Below are 14,550 nucleotides of genomic sequence, written 5' to 3' on the forward strand. Positions count from 1 at the left end.
TTCATACTATTTATGATATCACGCGAAATTGAAAGGTTGTTTCAGTAAGTCGTGAATGCTCCGTAATCGTGTTCATCGTTGATCACATTGGAGAGCATGAGATGAATTTGAGCAATTTCAAAATAGGCACCCGGCTCGGCGCGGGTTTTGCAGCGATTCTGCTGTTGTTGTGCACGGTCGGCGTGCTAACGCTCTGGCAAACGTCACGCATCTACGCGGGCACGCGCGAGCTGGGTAACGACTGGCTCCCTAGCGTGCAGGCTGCCGGCAGCATGCAGGCGTATGCCAACAATGTGCGCCGCACGTCATTGCGCTCAATCCTAGCTGTCGACGCGAAGGACAAGCAGGAACAACGGGCGCAGCACGACGCGTTCGTCGTCAAGCTCGATGCGGTTTTTGCCCGCTACGAGAAGCTTGTGTCTTCGCCGGATGAGCAGCAAATCTTCGACAACATCAAGCGCGCGTGGGCGCGCTACGCGGCCATCGACGCCAAGGTTCTCGAGCTGTCCGACAAAGGCGATGCCGGATTCAACGACGCCCGTGCACTCTCGAGCGGCGACGCCGCGTCCGCGTTTGGCGACGTGCTCAAGCTGATCGAAGCGGATATCGAACTCAACAGCACCGGTGCGGTCAAGGAAGTCGCGAGCGCCGCGTCGACTTATGACAGCGCCATACTCAGCACGGGTGTGCTGATCGCCATCGCGATGCTCGCGGGCGTAGCGATCGGCTGGCTGATCACGCGCTCCATTACCGCTCCGCTCCGGCGCGCTGTTGTGATTGCCGAGACCGTCGCTCGCGGTGACCTGACCGCGAAGATCGAAGTCTCGGGCAAGGACGAAGCCAGTCAGCTGCTGGCCGCCATGCGTCATATGAACGAACGGCTGGTCGACGTGGTGGGCCGGGTCCGCAACAGCAGCGACAGCATCGCCACCGGTTCAGCGCAGATTGCAGCAGGCAATACCGATCTCAGCCAGCGTACCGAAGAGCAGGCCGCGTCGCTGGAAGAAACCGCCGCGAGCATGGAGCAACTTACCGCGACGGTGAAGCAGAACGCGGAGAATGCGCTGCAAGGAAATTCGCTTGCCGCCAACGCGTCCGAGACGGCCGTGCGCGGAGGCGAGGTCGTCAATCGCGTCGTCCAGACCATGAGCGAAATTTCCAGCAGCTCGGAACAAGTGGCGCAGATCATCACGGTGATCGAAGGCATTGCATTCCAGACGAATATCCTTGCGCTGAATGCGGCAGTTGAAGCAGCGCGGGCCGGCGAGCAGGGCCGCGGCTTCGCGGTGGTGGCGGGCGAGGTGCGTACGCTGGCTCAGCGCAGCGCGTCGGCGGCCAAGGAGATCAAGGACTTGATCAGCGCGTCGGTGCAGCGCGTGAAAACCGGCTCGCAGCTCGTTGACGAGGCGGGGCGTACGATGGGCGAGGTGGTTCAGTCAGTCAAGCGCGTGACGGACCTAATGGGCGAGATCAGCGCGGCATCGGGTGAACAGCACACCGGCATCGAGCAAGTCAATCAGGCAGTCATGCAGATGGACGAGGCGACGCAGCAGAACGCGGCGCTGGTTGAAGAGGCGTCCGCCGCGGCGCAGTCGATGGCGGCTCAATCGAGCACGTTGCGCGAGCTCGTGTCGGTCTTCAGGATCAGTGCTTCCGATCCGGTTGGACAGACCGTCACGAGCTTCGATGCGGCACCGGCGACAAGGCGGCCAACGAGCAAGACCAAGGCAGCAAAACGGCCGGCTGCGGCTGGCAGGATTGCGCCGGTCTCGGGCAAGGATCCGGAATGGCAGACCTTCTGACCGCTTGATTGGGCGCTGAGCGGCTGTTAATGCGCTGCCTGCGACGGAGGTGGTCAAGTCCGTTGCAGGCAGCTACGAGTGCCGTCGATCAGTAAGAGCCCATGTAGTCGCGCTTGCCGATCTCGACGCCGTTGTGGCGCAAGATCGCATACGCGGTCGTGACGTGGAAGAAGAATTGCGGCAGGCCGTAGTGCTGCAGATACGCGCTTCCAATCAGCTTCTTCTCTTTCGGCGTGCCCGGACGCAGCACGATTTCCTTGTATTCTCCGCCTTCGAATTGCGCGGCGTCGAACGTGCCGATGTAAGCCAGCGCACGGGCGACAAGCGCTTGCAGGTCGGCGAACGTGATTTCAGTATCGGGCCACGACGGCACTTCCACGCCGGCGAGGCGCGAGGTCACGCCTTTGCTGAAATCGGCGGCAATCTGCACCTGGCGCACGAGCGGGAACATGTCCGGGAACAGGCGTGCCTGCAGCAGCGCGTTCGGGTCGATATTCTTCTCGGCGGCGTGCGTTTCCGCCTTCCTGAGCACCTCGGACAAGGCGGTCAGCATTTGCTTGAAAACCGGGACGGATGCGCTGTAGATGGAGATGGTCATGATCACTCTTTCGGTCTTTCAGTTGATGTAAGGTGCCGTCGCGAACAAAACCGCGCCGGCCTGTTTAATCCTGTTTGACGCCTGGACGGATTGAGTTCACTGAACCGATGGTCACATGCCTGCAATATTGCTCGCGCCCGGGAATGCCTGAGCGTCGTATTCGGTTCAGAAGGGGTTAGCTTCAGGCGTAAAACTCGTCGTTGTCATAGCGCTTCACTCCGCCCGGTATCGCTGTAACGCCGCGATACCATCGGCCGGATCTCTTTCCTTTATCCGGCTCGCCCGGTGTCGCGCCAGATTATAAGCGTGCTGCGGCGAAACCCTGCGCGCCAGGTTTCACTCCGAGTAGGTAAGCCTTCAGGCGATGTGTTGGGATTTCTCGTCGAAACTGTTGCGGGCCTTCTCGACCTGCCTGAGGTTTTCTGCTGCCCACACCCACACGCCGCAAAAGGCCGCGCCAAGACTCATGCCGAGCTGCGTCAGTTCGTATTCGACTTTTGGCGGTACGACAGGATGCACGGTCCGTGTAATGAGGCCATCGCGTTCCATGTGGCGCAGCGTCTGCGTGAGCATTTTCTGGCTGATGCCGTCGACCCGTTCGCTGATTCGAGTAAAGCGCATTACACCTTTTTCGGCGAGGACTTCGATGATCAACATTGTCCACTTGTCGGCAACGCGGCCGATGAGGTCGTTCACTAAAGCCTGGATTCGAGGGTCGAGGTCGTCGGGTGGCGTGCTGGCTGCATACATCTTTGCCCGCGCAATTTGCTCGTCCGTGAACTGAGGGATTTTCTGCATCTTTTACACTCTCCTTGCGGTGAGTATGGCACTTTTCGGTGCCTTCTTTCTAATTGAAAGTGACGCTCCTATACTCGCAGCCATCGACGCCGCCCTTGGCTTACCGGTGCCGCGGTGCGGTCCAGCAAACAACCACGCAAGACAAGGAGTCTCCGATGAAGCTTGAACGAAGGACCATTTTGATCACGGGCGGGACTAGTGGTATCGGGCTTGAACTGGCGAAGCAACTGCTTCAGCGGAACAACACCGTGATCGTCACCGGTCGCGATCAAGACAAGCTCGACGCAGCCAGGCAGGCGCTGCCTGATGTCCACGCGTTCCAGAGCGATGTCAGCAGTCCGGAAGCCATCGATGCACTGCATGACCGTGTGCTCGAGCAATTTCCTGCGCTCGATACGCTCGTCAACAATGCGGGGATCATGCGAAATCTCAACCTCAATCGGGACCGCGATCTGAACGACGTGACCCGCGAGATCGAGATCAACCTGAGCGGGCCGGTGCGGATGATCCAGCGGTTTTTGCCTTACCTCAAAACGCGCAAAGGCGCGCTCATCGTCAATGTATCGTCCGGCCTCGCCTTCATCCCTTATCCTGCGTCGCCGGTCTATTGCGCCACTAAGGCTGCCATTCACTCGTTCACCCAGTCCCTGCGCGTGCAACTCCGCGGCACGGGTGTTACCGTGATCGAGCTGGCTCCGCCGGCAGTCGAGACGCCGCTGCTTCGAGGCGAATTCGAGGTGGAGATGAAAGGGCAGAAGGGCATGGATGTATGGGTTCTCGCGCAACGGGCGATAGCGGGGATTGAAGCGGGCAAGCCGGAGATTCGCCCCGGCCTTAGCAACGTGCTGAAGGCCATGAGCCGGATCGCACCGCAGCTGATGTTCAGTCAGATGGTGAAGATGACGAAGATCGAGGCGTGAGCTGGCTGTCTGAAGACAGGCTCGCATGAATATTCGAGCGAGCATCCAGTCGCCATACAATGCGGCTTTTCAGTCATCAGGAGGAGAGGCATGTCTATTCGCCGACATCTCGTATGCACGATCCTGCCGTTGTTGATAGCCAGCAGTACCGCCTATGCCGGCAAGCTCGACTGTAAGAACGCCTCCGATCAGTTGACGCTCGACGAATGCGCCGACAAGGATTTCAAGGCATCCGACGCGAAGCTCAACGAGGTCTATCGTGCGCTGTCAGCGAGAACCAGCCAGAAGGGAAAGGCCAGCCTGCAAAGCGCGCAACGCGCCTGGCTGGCCTATCGCGACGCACAGTGTCAGTTCGAAACCATGGGCACCATAGACGGCAGCATTCATCCGATGGTCTATGCCTCATGCATGGACAAGCTTACGCAGGCGCAGACGAAGTTGCTCAGCGCACAGTTGCATTGCGAAGAAGGGGATTTGTCATGCGGCGGCCAATAGCGAATGGTACAGACCTTGCTTGGCCACAGTCTGTGATTAGGAGTCGCATTTAATTGGTCTTGATGCCGCGAAGAACGGGCGCAACGCTATCAAGATAAACCCTGCCTTCTAAAAGAAAACGAGGCAGAGAAAACGAGGCAAAGAAAACAGGGCAGCACCGCGCCCTTGCAGGAGGCGCAGTGCAGCGAGAAAGGTTGACCGATAAGGCGCGGCCAACATCGATCATTTGAAGCGGTGTCCGGCTTCAATAACCTTAAGACCCGGTCAGCTAAAGATGAGTGCAAGCTATTACACCGTCTTACGCCGGCGCATCGGCCGCGACTTTTGAGTAGTCGCAGAACCCCCGGAAATCGTTCGCCAATATCTGCAATAGCGCGGTGCCTTTACGTCCGGTCGTGCGATACAGTTCGCCGTCGCGACGGCCCGCATCCACGCCGATCCTGAAAGCCTCGGAGCCCGCGATCAAACCATCGATCGACGCGCTGAAAGAGGCCGGACTGTCGGGAAACATCAATGTGATGACAAGGCCGGTGGCAGCGGTGGGCACATCCGCGTCATCAACTTGCCACGCGGCGCAGATCGGCAAGCAAAATCCCTTGAGATAACCGACCAGCTTCGCTTCCAGCGCATCGGGCAGAGCGCTGTAAGCGAGTTCAGAACGTGCAATGGTGGGAAGAACGAGCGACGCGACAATTGCAGCTATCTTGCGCGCGGTCGCGAGTGCTTTAGTTTCCTGCGTCACTTCATGGACTTCATATAGTCGCTGGAACATCGACGCCTCCTTATGAACATGGTTTTCCAGAAAACACCTGGCATGGGGTTGATGGAATATGATGCGTATCGCGGGAGACAGCGGTTGGGGCCGCACATTTTCCATTGAAAACCCGCCCGCCAATAATGGCGTGTGCATGACTGCATGGCAAATGAACCCCAGGCGGGTGGCGGCTAGGGACGCCGGCGATGCAACCGGCAGCGAAGCGTTTTTAATGGAGGCAGGTGGGACGTCGGTTAGACGTGAGTTGGAGGTGAGACCCGCGGGGATGCACTGATGCCGATCCGGCGGGACCAAGGACGAAAACGATGCCCCCTCTCAGGCACGAAAGACCGCAATTACAATGAGAAAAGCAGAGCAATCCAGCTGCGTCAGCATCGCGAGTCGCATCAAGCGTGGGCTGTCGACGTCCGTTGCAGTCGCTTCGTGCGGTGTGCTCGTCGCCGGAATCATGATGGGTTTATGCTGCGTAGTCCTGTATCAGAGCCGCCAGGATGCGCTGGATCATACCCGCGACACCTTGCGCGATATCGCCGTCATTGCCCAGCGTGATATTGAGCGCAATCTCGAACTGTATGAACTGTCGCTGCAAGCCGTGGTAGATGGGCTTCAACAACCGGACGTGATGATCTTGCCGCCGCATTTGCGCCGGGAGGTACTCTTCGACCGCGCGGCCAGCGCGAAATATCTCGGGTCGATGCTGGTCATGGACGAGCTCGGAAACGTCGTCATCGATTCCAGCAGCGACACGCCGAGAGCCGGGAATTTCAGCGACCGCGAGTATTTCAAAGTCCAACGCGACAACCCCAATGCGGGTCTCTATATAAGCGATCCTTACCTGTCCCGCCTGCGAAACAGCGCACCGAGCATCGGCCTGAGCAGACGGCTTTCTCACCGGGACGGATCGTTTGCGGGGATCGTGTTATTGGCGGTGAATATTGCCTACTTCCATGACTTGTTTGCGGGCTTGACGCTGGGGCCGCATGGATCGCTGTCGCTGATCGGAAAAGATGGCGCCATGCTGATGCGGCAGCCTTACGATCCCAGCGTGATCGGACGAAACATCAAGAACGCCGCCACCTTCCGGCGGTTTATGTCAGCACCAGAGGGGAGCTTTAGCGAAACGGCGTCAATCGATGGCGTGCGCCGGCTGTATTGGTTCGCCAACTTCCCGCGCGCTCCGCTGATCATCATGGCCGCAGCGTCCGAGGAAGATATCTACGCGCCATGGCGGCGCCGCGCCTTGACGATCGGGTCGCTGATGGCCATGTTCGGCGCGGCGTTCATCGCGCTGTCCGTCATGCTCGGCATGCAACTGCGGCGGCGCATGCGGGCGGAGTCGGAGCTGCAGATGCTGGCGAGAACCGACGGCCTTACCGGGTTGAATAATCGTCGCAGTCTGGGCGAGATTCTTGATCAGGAGTGGCGTCGCGCCAAACGCTCGCAAAGTGTCCTGTCGCTGTTGTTCGTCGATATCGATCGATTCAAGGGCTACAACGACACCTACGGTCACCAGGCCGGTGACGACACCCTGGCAGCCGTCGCACGATGCATCGCCGACAACATCCGGCGGCCGGCCGACAGTGCCGCCCGATATGGCGGGGAGGAGTTCATTGTGGTCCTGCCGGATACGTCGGCGGCGGGCGCCTCGCTGATCGCCGAAAAGATCCGGTCCGCCATCTGCGCATGCCGGATCGAGCACGCGGGCAGCGAATTTGGATGCGTGACCGCAAGTATTGGCGCGGTGAGCCGTGAGCCGCAAATCGACGACGATGTGACGACGGTGATCAAAGCTGCCGACGAAGCCTTGTACAACGCGAAGGCGACTGGACGGAACAAGGTATCGACTGCTTAAGAGGCGGTGCGCCCGATCAGGGCCTCAGTCTCGTCCCTTCGCCCGCGCATCGGGGCGCAGCAAACACTGAAGCCAAGCGCCAGACTTCCCTCGCTTGCGCGCCTCCGTAGCACGCGCCACATCAAACCAGCAAAGGGTGGTGGCCGCAAACCAACTGATCGAACCAAACCGTTGCGGGCGCGCCGACACTTCCGGCCCGCTGCGCGTGCGCGTGCGCGCCAACTCCTTATCCGACGGGCTTCAGCGTGCGCTGGCATGGACGATGCCTTAGAAAGGTCTCCCACACCGCAACAACCGCCCGACCGCGGCAGTCTTCGGTTCGATACCGCGCTTGAGGAGACCACCATGAACCCGTTCGAACGTCCGCCCATGTGCTGGCTTCTGTCGGCGCTCAAGTTTATCTGCCGACGCCTGCTATATGTCGGCATTGTCATTCCCGTGATCGCCGTCGGCGCTTTCTTCCTGATTCCGCGTGTGATGCAGTGGTGTGGCCCATTGTTCGATCCAATGACGATTGTCGAACCGATCCAGATCCCGGATTCGTTCAAGGACCGTGGGTACACCGAAGCGATGCTGCAGCACGTGCTGGTGGACACGCTCAGCGAGCTTCGAGAAAAAGCGCAAGGCGTCACACCCGCGACGGATACGGAGCGAGTACTGACGGAATTCAAGCTGCCCGATTTTTCCGTGCCGGGCACCGGTCTTTCCGTGCGCCCGCTGATCGAATTCACGCGGACGCTTCTGAAACGTGATTCGTCTGTCTACGGCAGCGTGATTGGATCGCCGGATCGCTTTACCGTCGTTTTATCGCTGCGCGATCCGGACGGTCATATCGTTTCCCTGAACGAAGATGGCGCATCCGAAAGGGCGTCGCGAAGCAAGGCGCGTATCAAGGAGGAGCCAAGCGCGGCCAACGAAGCGGCAACGCTCAGGAACGCGCTGAAACAGGCGGCGATCGCGATCCTTAAGCATCAAAGTCCTTTGCTCCACGCGGAATACGTCACCGCCGCAGAACAGGATCGCTGCCTCGACCGCAAGGCAACGTGCGACTTCCATATTGCGCGTGAACTTTTCGAGGCCCTGGCCGCGGGTGCTGGCGCCAAGAATGATCACGAGCACGAGAAGAATGCCCCTTGGGCGTTGCTCGCGCTATCGAAGCTCGATACTTATGCAGGCAAATTCGATGACACCGTCAGGCACGCGCGCCGCATCGTCGAAGAAGGTGACAGCAAGCGAGAATGGCGTGGTGCACAGAAGTGGGCGTACTACAACTGGGGTGTCGCGCTGAACGACATGGGTTGCTATCAGCGAGCTTCCGAAGTGCTGGATAAAGCGGCCCGCGAGATGGGTGACTATGCGCCTGCCCACAATGCCCTTGCACGCGCCTATCTGGCGTTGGCGCAGGCCGGCAACACGGTCAGCAAAGAAACGATGCCGCCAAACGGCTACAGGACGGCAGCACTGGAGCATCTCAAGACGGCGATTGATTTGAACCCGGGCTACCCGGAGGCCTACGTGAACCGCGGCGATGCTCTACGCCTGCCCGTTTCGGCGTCGGAGGTGTACCTGATGGAGTTGCATCCGGGGTCGATCGAACAGATGGAGGCCGGCGCGCGCGAGGCGTACCGGACCGCTGTCGCGCTAGACGTCGAGTCAGCGAGCCGCGCATACCAGCGACTGGCCGCGTTGCAAGACGAAAAGTATGTCAGCGACAGGATGACGAAAGCACGTCCCCAATGCCGGCCAGGCATGGCGCGATCGCTGCTCGAATCGTGGGGCTGCAGCGACGCTCCCGCACCGCCTGTGACTACCCGCAAGGGCGCAATCCGGCAGGCGGCTCTGTCGGTCGGAGACGAACAGGCGCGCATGTGCAGCAGACCGGAACTCGCTCTTCCTGGTAGCGCAACGGGCAACCTCCCTAACAGCGACGGCGCGAGGATCGTGGCAACGAAGTCGGGCGCTGCACTGCTGCCCAGATCCACTGAAAGGCCTTCGCCCGGCGCTATCCGCAAGATTGCCTCGGGGCAGGGAATAGGCTGAACACCAGCGATCGGATTCACGCGGACCGACGCGCTATCGGTCATCCAGCAAACAACTGAACCCGTGTTCGAGTCGCGGTGGCCTATGGCGTCGAGCAGGCAGATAGACGATGCAACCCGTCAGCGTATTTTCGCCGCTGGCGCTATGCTACCGGTTCTGCCTAATCGAGGACCATCTCATGACACAGTCGCAAGGATCCATGATCACCTTTCGCCGCCCTGACGGGCAGGATATCCAGGGTTACTTGGCCAAGCCGCAGAAACTCGAGGGCGCGCCCGCCATCGTCGTGATTCAGGAGTGGTGGGGTTTGAACGACCAGATTCGCGGCGTGGCGGACCGGCTCGCGCAATCCGGTTATCTGGCGTTGGTGCCCGATCTTTTTCGCGGGAAATCGACCGTGGAAGAGGCAGAGGCAAACCACCTGCTGAGCGCGCTCGACTTCGGCGACGCCGCAGGCCAGGATGTTCGTGGCGCCGTACTGTATTTGAAAGAGCATTCAGAACGGGTCGCTGTGACCGGCTTTTGCATGGGCGGCGCGCTCACGCTGCTGGCGCTGTCTAATATCCCGGAGGTGTCGGCCGGTGTGGTGTGGTACGGCTTCCCGCCGCTCGAATACATCGATGCATCGAAGATCAAGGCTCCCGTACTGGGACACTGGGCCACGCAAGACGCTTTCTTTCCCACCGAAACGGTCGAAGCATTGGAAACCAAGTTGACCGATGCCAAAGTGGACGTGGAGTTTCATCACTACCTGGCGCACCATGCGTTCGCCAACGAGACCGCAGTCGGGCCGGGCCGTATCTCCAGGACCCAGTTCGATCCGGCCTGGTCACAGTTGGCCTGGGACCGCACGCTGACCTTTCTCGGCCGCACGATGTGGCCGCAGAAGTAGCCTCGTGGTGAAGACGCCAGCGGTGCGTGCGCCGCGCTGGCGTGTTCTGTTCACAAGACTTCAAACACGCTGTAGACCGGCCCATACGAGAACCGATGGCCGGTACCCACAGCGATGATCCGGTTCAGCCACTCATACTTTCCGGCAGGCGCTTCGAAGATCGGGGTGATGCGGAAGTAGTAGCTTGCCGGGTCGACTTCCTCGCCTTTTTCCAGTCGCTGTATGACATCGGCAGGACCGTGACGCACGCCCCGATAAGCCATCGTGATGTTCACGCCGTCGCCGGTTTGCAGGATCAGGCGCACGTCAAGCGTGGTGCTGGCGTCGCTGCGCACGGTTTGCCAGTCGCTGCCGCCGTCCAGCACCTTGCCTGACAGGCGCTCGCCGGCGAACGTTCCTGACGGCACGATTCCTATCCGGCGAAATGGCCCAGGCGTCTCTCCGACAATGACAATCGGCTTGACGTCGAGGCGCATGACGAACAGGGGTTGTGTTTGCACGCTCTTGAGCGGTGCGGGGAGGTCATCGAAGAGTGGAGTAGACATTACGTTCACCATCGCGGTTAATCGCATGGGCGTCAGTTCCATGCGGTGATTCAGGGCTCACCCGGACCAAGCAACGTGCCCGGCCGAGTGAGATGAAATGGCCGTTGTGACGAAGCGCTTGCCGTTGTACGTTCGCGTCACTGCAGCGGCGAGAAGTCCATCGGCCGCATGATTCGCGACTCCATGCGGACGAAAATGTCCAACGCTTTCACCTTGCTGCCGAACGCCTGCCAGCGAGGATCGGCAGCCATCCTGTCGCGGCGCTCAAGGCGATCGTCAAGGCTCTTGTAAGCCCAGATATGAACGATCTGACTGATATCCCCAATTTCAGTCGTGAAGAAGCCGATCAGTTCGCCCAGATATTCCTGCTGAATCGGCAGGGCCTCGGTCTTGTATAACGCGAGCCATTCGGCGGCGCGCAGCGGCTTGAAGGTATAAGTTCGGATTTCGTAGAGCATCGGGTGTCTCCAAGGTTCTATGAAAGGGGTTACGAAGCGGTTCTTCCGCCATTGACCCTGAGGACCTCGCCGGTCATGAAGCTCGACTTGTCGGACGAAACGAACAGGATCGCGTCGGCCATTTCCTCCGGCGTTCCGGCTCGTTTAAGCGGGACGCCCGCAAGAAAGGCCGCCTTGCGTTCGGCGTTTACCGTCAGCCGGTCGAGCATAGGGGTTTGCACAGGACCGGGCGCAACGGCGTTGACGCGCACGCCGAACGCTGCCGCTTCGAGCGCTGCGGACTTGGTCAGTCCCTCTACCGCGTGCTTGCTGGCGACGTAGATCGACGCGCCTGCTGCGCCGCGCGCGCCCATTGTCGACGAGATGTTGACGATGCTGCCGCTGCCTTGCGCCGACATCACGCGCAGTTCGTGTTTCATGCCGAGCAGCGTGCCGAGCACGTTGGTGTCGAAGACGGCGGCGTACCGTTCGGGAGTCTGTTCCATGACGGGTACCGATTCACCTTCTGCGCCGGCGGAATTGACCGCCACGTCCAGTCGCCCGAAGCGGGCCACGGTGCCATCGACGAGATTGCGAACGTCGTCTTCGAAGCGGACATCTGCCTGAATGAATTCAGCTTCCGCGCCGAGCGCGGTGAGCTCCGCGGCGAGTTTCCGACCCTCTTCAGCCCGGCGCCCCGACACGACAATACGTGCGTTCTCGCGGGCGAATGCAAGGGCAGCCGCGCGGCCAATGCCGGTCAGTGCGCCGGTGATGAGTACAACAGGTTTGCTGATCATTTCGATTCCTTGATTGAACAGTGCAGCGGCGAAGCAAATCTCCGCAGTTGATGAAATCCGGGTAAGTTTTTCGTTGCGGCTACGTCATCAATACGTCATGCAGCGGCGCTCGGCCGGACCGATACTTCGTCATACCATCGCTGAAATGCGGTGTGTTCCGCTGGAATGGGCATCTTCAGCGCGTTGGCCGCGAAGTCGACCGTGACGAGCGTCGTGATATCCGCTGCGGAGAATTCATCGCCCGCGACGTACCGCACCGTCTCCAATCGCTCGTTGAAGTCCGCGAAAAAGTTGGCGACGCGTTGTTTGCTTCGCTCGACCAGTTCGACAATCTGGTCATAAGCGTGCGGACCAGACAGCGCACGGCCTTTCAGTCCGGGGACCGCGTTGCGCACGCCTTCCATTACCGGTGCGAAGCCGTCCAGTTCTGCGCGGCGTTCCCACATCGCGACGAGCGCCTTCGACGTCGCCGTCGTGCCCAACAAGGGTGTCTGCGGATACGCTTCTTCCAGATAACGCCAGATCGCAAGCACTTCTGTGATGACGGGGCCGTCGGCCAATGCCAAAGCCGGCACCTGGCTACGCGGATTGACGGCGCGGTAGGCGTCGGAGAACTGTTCTTTGGCGCCCAGGTCGACAGGCTTCATCGGGATATCGATTCCCTTCTCCGCGATGAAGAAACGCACGCGCCGCGAGTTGGGGGAGCCTTTGGATTCGTACAGTACGGGTGTGTCGGTTGCCATTTCGAATCTTCCTTTGGATGCTGTATTTAAATGTGGATACCTAATCAATAGGGTCTATCACGGATACTTAAAATACTTGAATTCGTCCGGCTTAGAGTTTCGAGCCGCCGTCTACATGCAGCGTTTCCCCGGTGATCCAGCGCGCTGCATCCGATGCGAGAAACGCGACCGCACCGCCGATGTCATCGGGTTGTGCAACGCGTTTCAACGCCTGCATGCCGAGCGTGGCCTCGCGTCCCGCGTCGGTCTTCGCGAAGCTCGCCATGCCGGTTTCAACGACACCGGGCGCGACCGCATTCACCCGGATGCCGCGTTCGCCGAGCGCGGAAGCGAAATGCTTGACGAGCGTATCGACCGCGCCCTTGGTAGCCGCGTATGCCGGTAGCGTGCCCACCGCGGCACGTGCCGCGAGAGAAGATAGTAGAACAACGCTGCTTCCTTTGCACATCACAGGCAGCAACTGCTGCACGAGGAAATAGGGCGCGCGTACGTTCACGGCGAACATGGCGTCGAAATCTTCAATGGTCGTTTCCTCGATGCTCGCCGACTTTGAAATGCCGGCGTTCGCCACCAGAATGTCCAGTCGATGGCCCACTACAGCGCGCACGCGCTTGGCAAGCATATGCGGACCGTCTGCATCGCGTAGATTCGCAGCGACTTTCTGGGCGTTGCCGCCGGCCGCGCGAATCTCGGCAACGACAGCGTCCGCTTCCTTTTCGCCCCTGCTGTAGTGCACCAGCACCTGCGCGCCTTGCTTCGCGAGTGCGAGCGCGCTGGCGCGGCCGATGCCCCGTGAAGCCCCTGTGACGAGAGCGGTCTTTCCGGAGAGGCTGGTCATGACGAGACTCCAGTAAGTTCAATGAAAACGAATCGACGATTCAGAGCGTGAGCATTCGCTCAGGCGCGTTCGCCACTTTCGGACAGGAACTGCGCGACGTGCGTCACGAAGCGCTCGGGATACTGGTACAACGAGCCGTGGTTCGCATCGGGGTAAATGATCAACTGCGCGTTTGGAATGTTCTGCTGCAGGATCCACGAGTTGATCGAGTAGATGATCACGTCGTTATCGCCGTTGATCACGAGCGTGGGCTGAGCGAGCGCCTTCAGGTAATCGAAAGGGCTCTCGCGCGGCGCGCCCCATTTGGCGAGCGCGGCGAGTTGCGCCGGTGCGACCTTGTCGTTGGCTTCGGGATCCCGGTCTTCAGTGCGTAAGCGGAAGCGCTGCAGAAATTTGCGGCCTGCCGTCTGGCTCGCCTCCGACGGCGAGAAATGCACGCGCAGCCACAGATGATCCGGCTCTTCGTAAGCCGCGCCGAAAATATCCTGTGCCTCGGGCGTCAGCGATTGCATGCCTTCGCCGCTGCGCGGGCCGGTGCCGACCAGGATCAGGCGGCGCACGAGTTGCGGTTCCGCGAGCGCCAGTTGCTGCGCGATCAGGCCACCCATCGAAAAACCGAGCACGTCGACTTGCGTGAGACCCAGCGCCTTGATGAAAGCCGCGGCGTTGGCGGCCATCTCTTCAATCGATTGCGGTACTTCGCCGGAGGTGCCGGAGATGCCGGCGTTGTTGAACAGGATCACTTCGCGATCCTGGGCAAGGCCATCGGTGACGGCCGGGTCCCAGTGATCCATCGTGCCGGTGAAGTGGATGTTGAACACGAGCGGCACGCCGCCCGCCGTGCCGAAGCGCCGGTAGGCGAAGCGGATGCCGTTTGCATCGACGAATCGGGTTGGGGCGGTCTGATGTGTATGGCCAGTCATGGCGGTTCTCCGATATAGATGAAAGGCATGGAGCGAGACAAATTCCACGCCGTTACGATGGACGGGTCATCGCCGTTTCGTCGCTGCCTGAT

At 60.2% G+C, this 14,550-nt stretch carries 15 protein-coding genes; 6 read left to right on the forward strand and 9 right to left on the reverse strand.

Going from position 1 to position 14,550, the window contains the following annotated elements; all coding sequences use genetic code 11:
* Positions 1-101: 101 nt before the first annotated feature.
* Positions 102-1,802 (forward strand): methyl-accepting chemotaxis protein, encoded by a 1,701-nt coding sequence (locus EOS_RS04780; RefSeq protein ID WP_047845449.1) that lies wholly within the window; start codon positions 102-104, stop codon positions 1,800-1,802.
* 88 nt (positions 1,803-1,890) lie between these two features.
* Here the strand turns inward: EOS_RS04780 and EOS_RS04785 are convergent, their stop codons facing one another.
* Together EOS_RS04785 and EOS_RS04790 are read right to left on the reverse strand one after the other, a co-directional pair.
* Positions 1,891-2,400: a DUF1993 domain-containing protein gene (locus EOS_RS04785; RefSeq protein ID WP_047845450.1), complete on the reverse strand. Its 510-nt coding sequence runs from the start codon at positions 2,398-2,400 to the stop codon at positions 1,891-1,893.
* 357 nt (positions 2,401-2,757) lie between these two features.
* Positions 2,758-3,096, reverse strand: coding sequence for a winged helix-turn-helix transcriptional regulator (locus EOS_RS04790; protein WP_235442698.1), 339 nt, complete (start codon positions 3,094-3,096; stop codon positions 2,758-2,760).
* Between the two features lie 257 nt (positions 3,097-3,353).
* Here EOS_RS04790 and EOS_RS04795 point away from each other — a divergent pair, with 257 nt between their 5' ends.
* A complete protein-coding gene (locus tag EOS_RS04795; protein WP_047845452.1) occupies positions 3,354-4,118 on the forward strand; it encodes an SDR family oxidoreductase in 765 nt (254 codons plus the stop codon).
* 90 nt (positions 4,119-4,208) lie between these two features.
* On the forward strand, positions 4,209-4,613 hold the full coding sequence (locus EOS_RS04800; protein WP_047845453.1) for a lysozyme inhibitor LprI family protein: 405 nt from the start codon (positions 4,209-4,211) through the stop codon (positions 4,611-4,613).
* Between the two features lie 298 nt (positions 4,614-4,911).
* On the opposite strand, the gene EOS_RS04805 is transcribed toward EOS_RS04800, so the two are convergent.
* The gene (locus tag EOS_RS04805; protein ID WP_152693077.1) at positions 4,912-5,523 is read right to left on the reverse strand and encodes a hypothetical protein; all 612 of its coding nucleotides are present in this window, start codon (positions 5,521-5,523) and stop codon (positions 4,912-4,914) included.
* A 205-nt stretch (positions 5,524-5,728) separates the two neighbouring features.
* Between EOS_RS04805 and EOS_RS04815 the strand changes: the two genes are divergently transcribed.
* The 3 genes from EOS_RS04815 (at position 5,729) to EOS_RS04825 (ending at position 10,172) form a co-directional block, all read left to right on the forward strand.
* Positions 5,729-7,240 carry a sensor domain-containing diguanylate cyclase gene (locus tag EOS_RS04815; RefSeq protein WP_082163212.1) on the forward strand — a complete coding sequence of 504 codons (1,512 nt, stop codon included), beginning with the start codon at positions 5,729-5,731 and terminating at the stop codon, positions 7,238-7,240.
* Between the two features lie 345 nt (positions 7,241-7,585).
* On the forward strand, positions 7,586-9,280 hold the full coding sequence (locus tag EOS_RS04820; protein ID WP_053063748.1) for a tetratricopeptide repeat protein: 1,695 nt from the start codon (positions 7,586-7,588) through the stop codon (positions 9,278-9,280).
* 178 nt (positions 9,281-9,458) lie between these two features.
* Positions 9,459-10,172, forward strand: a complete 714-nt coding sequence (locus EOS_RS04825; RefSeq protein ID WP_047845501.1) for a dienelactone hydrolase family protein — start codon at positions 9,459-9,461, stop codon at positions 10,170-10,172.
* Between the two features lie 50 nt (positions 10,173-10,222).
* On the opposite strand, the gene EOS_RS04830 is transcribed toward EOS_RS04825, so the two are convergent.
* The 6 genes from EOS_RS04830 to EOS_RS04855 all read right to left on the reverse strand — a co-directional run bounded on the left by EOS_RS04830 (position 10,223) and on the right by EOS_RS04855 (position 14,458).
* Positions 10,223-10,717, reverse strand: a complete 495-nt coding sequence (locus EOS_RS04830) for a DUF3237 domain-containing protein (RefSeq protein ID WP_047845502.1) — start codon at positions 10,715-10,717, stop codon at positions 10,223-10,225.
* 137 nt (positions 10,718-10,854) lie between these two features.
* Positions 10,855-11,175, reverse strand: coding sequence for an NIPSNAP family protein (locus EOS_RS04835; RefSeq protein ID WP_047845456.1), 321 nt, complete (start codon positions 11,173-11,175; stop codon positions 10,855-10,857).
* Between the two features lie 29 nt (positions 11,176-11,204).
* Positions 11,205-11,951 carry an SDR family NAD(P)-dependent oxidoreductase gene (locus tag EOS_RS04840; RefSeq protein WP_047845503.1) on the reverse strand — a complete coding sequence of 249 codons (747 nt, stop codon included), beginning with the start codon at positions 11,949-11,951 and terminating at the stop codon, positions 11,205-11,207.
* A gap of 98 nt (positions 11,952-12,049) precedes the next feature.
* Positions 12,050-12,697, reverse strand: coding sequence for a glutathione S-transferase (locus EOS_RS04845; protein WP_047845457.1), 648 nt, complete (start codon positions 12,695-12,697; stop codon positions 12,050-12,052).
* Between the two features lie 91 nt (positions 12,698-12,788).
* Entirely contained in the window at positions 12,789-13,535 is a 747-nt protein-coding gene (locus EOS_RS04850; protein ID WP_047845458.1) for an SDR family NAD(P)-dependent oxidoreductase, read from the reverse strand.
* A gap of 59 nt (positions 13,536-13,594) precedes the next feature.
* A complete protein-coding gene (locus EOS_RS04855; RefSeq protein ID WP_047845459.1) occupies positions 13,595-14,458 on the reverse strand; it encodes an alpha/beta fold hydrolase in 864 nt (287 codons plus the stop codon).
* Positions 14,459-14,550: the final 92 nt, after the last annotated feature.

It is taken from the genome of Caballeronia mineralivorans PML1(12), assembly GCF_001028175.1.
Taxonomy (GTDB): Bacteria; Pseudomonadota; Gammaproteobacteria; order Burkholderiales; family Burkholderiaceae; genus Caballeronia; species Caballeronia mineralivorans.

Excerpts from the sequence above, each read along its gene's own strand:
- EOS_RS04780 (WP_047845449.1), top strand. The coding sequence starts at position 102 with ATGAATTTGAGCAATTTCAAAATAGGCACCCGGCTCGGCGCGGGTTTT.
- EOS_RS04785 (WP_047845450.1), bottom strand. The coding sequence starts at position 2,400 with ATGACCATCTCCATCTACAGCGCATCCGTCCCGGTTTTCAAGCAAATG.
- EOS_RS04795 (WP_047845452.1), top strand. The coding sequence starts at position 3,354 with ATGAAGCTTGAACGAAGGACCATTTTGATCACGGGCGGGACTAGTGGT.
- EOS_RS04800 (WP_047845453.1), top strand. The coding sequence starts at position 4,209 with ATGTCTATTCGCCGACATCTCGTATGCACGATCCTGCCGTTGTTGATA.
- EOS_RS04805 (WP_152693077.1), bottom strand. The coding sequence starts at position 5,523 with ATGCACACGCCATTATTGGCGGGCGGGTTTTCAATGGAAAATGTGCGG.
- EOS_RS04815 (WP_082163212.1), top strand. The coding sequence starts at position 5,729 with ATGAGAAAAGCAGAGCAATCCAGCTGCGTCAGCATCGCGAGTCGCATC.
- EOS_RS04820 (WP_053063748.1), top strand. The coding sequence starts at position 7,586 with ATGAACCCGTTCGAACGTCCGCCCATGTGCTGGCTTCTGTCGGCGCTC.
- EOS_RS04825 (WP_047845501.1), top strand. The coding sequence starts at position 9,459 with ATGACACAGTCGCAAGGATCCATGATCACCTTTCGCCGCCCTGACGGG.
- EOS_RS04830 (WP_047845502.1), bottom strand. The coding sequence starts at position 10,717 with ATGTCTACTCCACTCTTCGATGACCTCCCCGCACCGCTCAAGAGCGTG.
- EOS_RS04835 (WP_047845456.1), bottom strand. The coding sequence starts at position 11,175 with ATGCTCTACGAAATCCGAACTTATACCTTCAAGCCGCTGCGCGCCGCC.
- EOS_RS04845 (WP_047845457.1), bottom strand. The coding sequence starts at position 12,697 with ATGGCAACCGACACACCCGTACTGTACGAATCCAAAGGCTCCCCCAAC.
- EOS_RS04850 (WP_047845458.1), bottom strand. The coding sequence starts at position 13,535 with ATGACCAGCCTCTCCGGAAAGACCGCTCTCGTCACAGGGGCTTCACGG.
- EOS_RS04855 (WP_047845459.1), bottom strand. The coding sequence starts at position 14,458 with ATGACTGGCCATACACATCAGACCGCCCCAACCCGATTCGTCGATGCA.